Origin of the sequence: Lutibacter sp. (assembly GCF_040883305.1) — a bacterium.
Taxonomy (GTDB): domain Bacteria; phylum Bacteroidota; class Bacteroidia; order Flavobacteriales; family Flavobacteriaceae; genus Lutibacter.
In genome coordinates, this window is the sequence record NZ_JBFLKT010000153.1 from 1 (window position 1) to 7,960 (window position 7,960).

Consider the following 7,960-nt stretch of genomic DNA (forward strand, 5'->3'; position numbering starts at 1 on the left):
GAAGCTGTTGCATGTAAAGATTGGTTAACTAATAAAGTTGACCGTTGTGTTGGCGGAAAAGTTGCTAAACAACAATGTGCTGGTCCATTACAATTACCATTAAATAATGTAGGTGTAATGGCGTTAGATTATAATGGTAAAGAAGGAATTGCTACTTCAATTGGACATGCGCCGATTAGTGCAATTATAGATCCAGTTGCAGGAAGTAAAAATGCAATTGCTGAAGCACTTACAAATATTATTTGGGCACCATTACAAGATAATTTAGATTCGGTTTCATTATCTGCAAACTGGATGTGGCCTTGTAAAAATGAAGGTGAAGATGCACGTTTATACAAAGCCGTACAAGCAGTTTCAGAATTTTCTATTGCATTAGGAATAAATGTGCCAACGGGAAAAGATTCGCTTTCAATGAAGCAAAAATATCCAAATGAAGAAGTAATTTCTCCGGGTACGGTTGTTATTTCTGCTGCTGCCCATTGTAACGATATTACCAAAGTTGTTGAACCTGTGCTTCAAAAAAGTGGTTTGAATAAAATTTATTACATCAATTTGTCAAATGATGCTTTTAAATTAGGAGGTTCTTCTTTTGCACAAACACAAAATAAAATTGGAAGTACAACACCAACTATTAAAGATGCTACTAAATTTAAAACGGCATTTAATACTATTCAACAATTAATTAAAGAGGATAAAATTTTAGCTGGACACGATATTTCTGCTGGTGGAATGCTAACCACGTTGTTAGAAATGTGTTTTTCACAAGAAAATTTAGGATTAAATATTGATATTTCATCTTTAAACGAAGTTGATACTATAAAAGTATTATTTGCTGAAAACAGCGGAATTATTTTTCAAAGTATTTCAGAAGATGTTCCAACAATTTTAGCTGAAAACAATGTTGAATTCTTCGAATTAGGAAAAGCTGTTAGAAGTGAAACTGTAAAAATTACAAACAATAGCGAAATTCTTGAATTTAATATCCCTGAATTACGTGATGTTTGGTATGAAACTTCATACTTATTAGATGATAAGCAAACTGCAAATGGATTGGCTAAAGACAGATTCTATAATTATAAAAATCAACCATTAAAATATACGTTTCCAAAACACTTTATAGGAAAACTTCCTGTTATTTCAAGTGAAGTAAAAAAACCAAAAGCAGCAATTATTCGCGAAAAAGGTTCAAATTCTGAGCGTGAAATGGCAAATGCAATGTATTTAGCTGGTTTCGATGTAAAAGATGTGCATATGACCGATTTAATTTCTGGTCGTGAAACATTAGAAGATATTCAATTTATTGGTGCTGTTGGAGGTTTTTCTAATTCAGATGTATTAGGTTCTGCAAAAGGTTGGGCTGGTGCATTTTTATACAACGAAAAAGCTAAAACAGCTTTGGATAATTTCTTCAAAAGAGAAGATACTTTATCTGTTGGTATTTGTAATGGTTGTCAGTTATTTATGGAATTAGAGGTGATTAATCCAGAACATGAAGTACACGGAAAAATGTTACACAATGACTCACATAAACACGAAAGCGGATTTACTTCTGTAACAATTCAAGAAAATAATTCGGTAATGCTGTCTAATTTAGCTGGAAGTACTTTGGGAGTTTGGATTTCTCATGGTGAAGGTAAATTTAACTTACCAATGGAAGAAAATGCCTATAATATTGTTGCTAAATATGGCTACAATAGTTATCCTGCAAATCCGAATGGTTCAGATTTTAATACGGCAATGATGAGTAGTAAAGATGGTCGCCATTTAGTTATGATGCCACATATTGAACGTTCAATTTTCCAGTGGAACTGGGCTAATTACCTAGTTGGAAGAAAAGATGAAGTTTCTCCTTGGGCTGAAGCTTTTGTGAATGCAAGAAAATGGATTGAAACAAAGAATAAATAAACATTAAAAAACCTAATAGATTTTGAACTCTTTTAGGTTTTTATGATGATATAATTAAAAAAGCAGCCAATTGGCTGCTTTTTTAATTATAATTTCTTTGCATTTTTAGCTTTTTGAGTCGTAAGTGCAATTTTAATTACTTCACTCATATCTGTAACATAATGAAATTCAAGTCCTTTTAAATAAGACTCTTTTATTTCTGCAATATCTTTTGCATTGTCTTTACATAAAATAATTTCTTTAATATTTGCTCTTTTAGCTGCTAATATCTTTTCTTTAATTCCACCAACAGGTAATACTTTACCTCTTAAAGTAATTTCTCCTGTCATGGCTAATTTTGCTTTAACCCTACGTTGTGTAAATACAGAAACTAAAGAAGTTAACATTGCTACACCAGCACTTGGTCCATCTTTAGGCGTAGCACCTTCAGGTACATGAATATGAACTTTGTATTCGTCTAATATTTTAGGGTCTATATCAAAATCATTGGCATTTGCTCTAATATATTCCATGGCAATAGTTGCAGATTCCTTCATAACTTTACCAATATTACCAGTAATAGTTAATCCTTTTCCTTTAGAAACAATAGATTCTATAAATAAAATATCACCACCAACACTTGTCCATGCCAAACCAGTAACAACTCCAGCTACATCATTACTTTCATATTTATCGCGTTCTAAATGGGAAGGTCCTAAAACTTTTTCAATTGTTTCATTGGTAATTTTTACATCATACGTTTCTTCCATTGCAATAGATTTAGCAGCATAACGTACCATTTTAGCAATTTGTTTTTCTAAACCTCTAACACCAGATTCACGTGTATAGGCAACAACTATTTTTTCTAATTGCTTCTTCCCTATTTGCACATGCTTAATTGTTAAACCATGTTCTTTTAATTGTTTTGGTAATAAATGACGTTTCGCTATTTCTACTTTTTCTTCAATCGTATAACCAGAAACATTAATAATTTCCATTCTATCACGTAACGCCCATGGAATTGTTGACAAACTATTTGCAGTAGCAACAAACAACACTTTAGAAAGATCGTAATCTAATTCCAAATAATTATCGTGAAAAGCAGTATTTTGCTCAGGATCAAGCACTTCTAACATCGCAGAAGATGGATCTCCACTATGACTTGAAGATGCCAATTTATCAATCTCATCTAAAACAAAAACTGGATTGGAAGTTCCTGCTTTCTTTAAATCTTTAATAATTCTACCTGGCATTGCACCAATGTAGGTTTTTCTATGTCCTCTAATTTCAGCTTCATCTCTAACACCACCCAACGACATTCTCACATATTTTCTTCCTAAAGATTCTGCAATAGATTTTCCTAAAGAAGTTTTCCCAACTCCAGGAGGACCGTATAAACAAATAATAGGAGATTTCATATCGCCTTTTAACTTTAAAACAGCTAAATGCTCAATAATTCGTTCTTTCACTTTTTCTAAACCAAAGTGATCACGATCTAATATTTTTTGAGCTCTTTTTAGATCAAATTTATCTTCAGAATATTCATTCCAAGGTAAATCTAATAATAAATCCAAGTAATTTCGTTGTACTGAATATTCTGCAACCTGCGGATTCATTCGTTGTAAGCGTCCTAGTTCTTTATCAAAAGTTTCTTTTACTTCTTTGCTCCACTTTTTTGATTTTGCTTTTTCGCGCATTTCATCCAACTCTTCATCATAAGAAACGCCACCCAATTCTTCTTGAATGGTTTTCAATTGCTGGTGCAAATAATATTCACGTTGCTGTTGATCCATATCAGAACGTGTTTTGGACTGGATTACATTTCGCAACTCTAAACGCTGCAACTCTTCATCCATCTTTTTTAAAGTCAATAATGCTCTCTCTTTTAAATTTTCTGTTTCTAACAATTCTTGTTTTTCTGAAACATTTAAGTTCATATTAGAAGAAACAAAATTGATTAAAAAAGGCTTGCTTTCAATGTTTTTTATTGCAAATGAAGCCTCTGAAGGTAAATTTGGATTCTCTTTAATAATACGAATCGCCATTTCTTTAATTGAATCTATAATAGCTTCAAATTCAGGTTCGCGCTCTTCAGATCTATCTTCTTTTCTTGGTTTTGTTATTGCCTGTAAATAAGGTTCTTCTTGAACAAAACTATCAATTTCAAAAGGTTTTTTACCTTGAATTATAACAGTTGTATTTCCATCAGGCATTTTTAACATGCGCAAAATACGTGCAACTGTACCGACTCTATGAACATCATTAATTGTTGGATCTTCAACAGATTCGTTTTTTTGTGCTACAACTCCAATTATTTTATTTCCTTTATTTGCTTCTTTTATAAGTTGAATAGATTTATCTCTACCAGCGGTAATAGGAATTACTACTCCTGGAAACAAAACCGTATTTCGCAAAGGTAATATTGGAAGTATATCTGGCACATCTTCTTTATTTATTTCCTCTTCATCCTCTGGAGTCATTAAAGGAATTAAATCAGCATCTTCATCTAAAATATGCTGAAGTGACATATTGTCTAAGTTTAAAAATTTTGAATTACTCATAGTCTATATTGGGTCATTTTGTCATTTTCTATTTTAGAAAAACTAAAACGAATCAAACAAAAATATTTTAAAATTCTGATTATCAATTTATTAAATAAACAACACCTTAGTTGTTTACTTATAAATTTCAATAGTTATGCCAAATAAGTAACCTCTTTGAATAATATTTTTAGTAAATTTATGTAAAACTGTAACAGTTTAAAATAATAAGTGTCTTTTTAATAGAAACTAGATTTTTGAAGGTATTAGATCAACATACTAACATACTTATAGAACGTTGTAAAAAGGGAGATAAAGCTGCCCAATTTGCCATCTATAAACAATATTATAAGGCTATGTATAATACTGCTTTAAGAATTGTAAATGATAGTTTTGAAGCCGAAGATGTAATGCAAGAATCGTTTTTAGCAGCTTTTACAAAATTACATACGTTTAGTAAAACTGTAACTTTTGGTGCTTGGTTAAAAAGAATAGTAATTAACAATAGTATTACAGCTTTAAAGAAAAATAATAAACTAGAAACTGTTTCTATTGATAACGTTTTAATAAAAGAAGTTGAAGAAGAGTCGCAAGATTATAGCGGTTTAAATGTAAAGGAAATTTTAGGAAAAATAAATGATTTAAAAAATAATTATAAAATAGCATTAACACTTTATTTAATTGAAGGTTATGATTATGAAGAAATTGCTCAAATATTGGAAATTTCTTATGAAAACAGTAGAACTACCATATCAAGAGCAAAAAATAAATTAAGACAACTTTTATCTTACGAAAATGAAAGACAATTTAGATAACATATTTAAAAAACTAGAAGGTAAATTTGATATTGAAGAACCAACTGTTGGTCATTTTAATAGGTTTGAAGCTAAGTTAAATCAAACCAAAACTACAAACCGAAAAAATAATTTTAAATTCTATTCCTTTTTAGCAGTTGCAGCATCTGTAGTATTACTTTTTGGAATTTGGTTAGGTAGTTCGTTTTCAAACAAAGGCATGGAATTGGCTAATGTTTCAACGGAAATGGCAGAAACTCAAACTTATTTTGTAAGCACTATTCAAAAAGAACTTTCACTTATTGAAGACCAACGAAACAGCACAACCGAGCAACTTATTAACGATGCTTTAGATCAATTAAAAAAATTAGAACAACAATACAACCTGCTTACTTTAGAGCTCAAAGAAAGTACGGAAGACAAGCGAATTATTTATGCAATGATTACTAATTTTCAACAACGTAAAGATATTTTGCAAAGTGTATTAAATCAAATCGAAGAAGTAAAACAATTAAAAACACAAGAAAATGAAAACTATATATAAAATATTACTCATATTAATTTTAATTCCATTAACAATTTCTGCTACAGAAAGAAAAGGAAAATACACCAAAAATAAGGTGCTTACCAAAGAATATAGTGTAAATGAAAACGCCACATTAAATGTGTCTAACAAATACGGAAATATAGGTATTGCCACTTGGAATGAAAACAGAATTGTTATTAAAGTAAGTATTACTACAAATGGCGATGATGAAGAAAAAGTTGCAAAGCGCTTGGAACAAATTGATGTAGAATTTAATGGAAATGCAAACAATGTTTCTGCAAAAACCAGTATTGAAAAAAATTCCAGCTCATGGAATTTATGGGGAAAAAAGAACAACGTTAATATGGAAATTAATTATTTAATTCAAATGCCAATTAGCAATAATGTTGATTTAACGAATGATTATGGTGCCATAACTTTAGATAAACTAGAAGGAAGTTCTAAAATTAATTGCGATTATGGTAAAATTACCATTGGCGAATTATGGAATACAAACAATATAATAAATATTGATTACACCAATAAATCAACTATAGATTTAATGGAAGACGGAACTATTAATGCCGATTATTCTACGCTTCATATAGATAGATCTAAGCGAATTGATTTAAATGCTGATTATTCACATATCTCATTTGGAATGGTTGCTGTTTTAGACTATAACTGTGATTACGGAAGTTTAAAAATTGGTGATACTGGAAATGTTACAGGAAATAGTGATTATATGCATACTTCAGTTGAAAAATTAAGAGGAACTGGTGATTTTGATATGGATTATGGGTCTTTAAAAATTGAAGAGTTAGGAAAAGAGTTTAAAAATATTACTGTAAAATCGTCTTACACAAATACTAAAATTGGTGTTAATGCAACTAATAATTTTACATTAAACGCTACTTTAAATTATGGTAGTTTAAAATATGGAAGTGGTTTTACTATTAACAAAGAAATTATAAAAACTACTTCTAAGTATTATGAAGGATATTATAATTCTAATAATACAAGTAGTAATATTACAATAAAATCCAGTTACGGAACAATCTCTTTTTATTAATTAAAGAATCTAAACTATGAACTTTTTAAAAACAATAAAACGCAACGTATCTATTTCAAAAATTGTAATAACAATGGTGTCGCTATTTTTTGTAAGTACAACCATAAATGCACAATACTTTCAAAAAAAGGTTAAAGGAAATAGAGAAATTACTACTATAACCAGAACTACTTCAGACTATAATGAAATTGGTGTTGGAGGTGATTTTGAGGTAACATTGGTAAATGGAAAAGAAGGTGAAATAACCATAAAAGCCGATGAAAATCTATTAGAATACATAGAAACGGAAGTTAAAAAAGGGAATTTATCTATTAAAACTAAAAAAGGCTACCAACTTAGATCTAAACATAAAATAGAAATTACAATTCCTTTTAATGATATTCAAGGTGTATCTCTTGCCGGTTCTGGAAATGTTTACTCAAATGATGAAATAAAATCTAACGAGTTAAAATTAAGTCTTGCAGGTTCTGGAAATATGGATTTAAAAGTTTCTGCTAAAAATTCAGATACAAATATTGCAGGTTCTGGAAACATAACACTAAATGGAGATACAGACGAATTTACCTGCAGTATTGCAGGTTCCGGAAATTTAAATGGCTACAATCTTAAAACAAGTATTGCAAACGTTAAAATTGCAGGTTCTGGAAATGTAAATATTGATATTTCAAATGAAGTTCACGCTAAAATTTCTGGATCAGGGAATGTAATCTATACTGGAAACCCTGAAATTGTAAAATCAAAATCTGTAGGTTCTGGTTCGGTTAAAAAGAAAAACTAAACTTAATTACAAAAAAGAGGCTATCTAAAAAAATTAAAACCTATCCATTATCAACTAAGCTGCAGGCTAGCAGTTTTATTTATAGTTCATTAATGTTTTACTAATATACAGCATACAGCCTTTTTACTTTATTGAAAGTTTTTTTCATTTTAACAAAGAAAAAAAGCAAAAGGGTGTGTCTACTTCGATTAACTACAAAATTAAAAAGTATTAAACTTATTCCTCAAAAATTTTACTTCGCAGATTGTTTTTTAAACATAAAATACAATCCAATAATAATTAGAGGAATACTTAAAACCTGGCCAGTATTTAAACCTAAAATCCAATCTTCTCTGCCTTCAACTTGTGCTTCTTTAAAGAATTCAA

6 protein-coding genes are annotated in these 7,960 nt (G+C 29.8%); 5 read left to right on the forward strand and 1 reads right to left on the reverse strand.

All coding sequences use genetic code 11. The features are described from left to right. On the forward strand, positions 1-1,905 hold a 1,905-nt coding region (locus AB1Z17_RS05030; protein ID WP_368050705.1), incomplete at its 5' end, for a phosphoribosylformylglycinamidine synthase subunit PurQ. A gap of 86 nt (positions 1,906-1,991) precedes the next feature. On the opposite strand, the gene lon is transcribed toward AB1Z17_RS05030, so the two are convergent. Then, positions 1,992-4,445 carry an endopeptidase La gene (gene lon, locus AB1Z17_RS05035; RefSeq protein ID WP_368050706.1) on the reverse strand — a complete coding sequence of 818 codons (2,454 nt, stop codon included), beginning with the start codon at positions 4,443-4,445 and terminating at the stop codon, positions 1,992-1,994. A gap of 236 nt (positions 4,446-4,681) precedes the next feature. On the opposite strand from lon, the gene AB1Z17_RS05040 reads away from it, so the two are divergent. Genes AB1Z17_RS05040 through AB1Z17_RS05055 form a run of 4 tightly spaced genes read left to right on the forward strand, consistent with a single transcriptional unit; the run spans position 4,682 to position 7,594 of the window. Further along, positions 4,682-5,239 carry an RNA polymerase sigma factor gene (locus AB1Z17_RS05040; protein ID WP_368050707.1) on the forward strand — a complete coding sequence of 186 codons (558 nt, stop codon included), beginning with the start codon at positions 4,682-4,684 and terminating at the stop codon, positions 5,237-5,239. Next, entirely contained in the window at positions 5,220-5,762 is a 543-nt protein-coding gene (locus AB1Z17_RS05045) for a hypothetical protein (protein WP_368050708.1), read from the forward strand. Before AB1Z17_RS05040 ends, AB1Z17_RS05045 begins: the two co-directional genes overlap by 20 nt. Further along, positions 5,746-6,816, forward strand: coding sequence for a hypothetical protein (locus AB1Z17_RS05050; RefSeq protein ID WP_368050709.1), 1,071 nt, complete (start codon positions 5,746-5,748; stop codon positions 6,814-6,816). The genes AB1Z17_RS05045 and AB1Z17_RS05050 overlap by 17 nt, the downstream gene beginning before the upstream one ends. A gap of 16 nt (positions 6,817-6,832) precedes the next feature. Then, positions 6,833-7,594, forward strand: coding sequence for a head GIN domain-containing protein (locus AB1Z17_RS05055; protein ID WP_368050710.1), 762 nt, complete (start codon positions 6,833-6,835; stop codon positions 7,592-7,594). Positions 7,595-7,960: the final 366 nt, after the last annotated feature.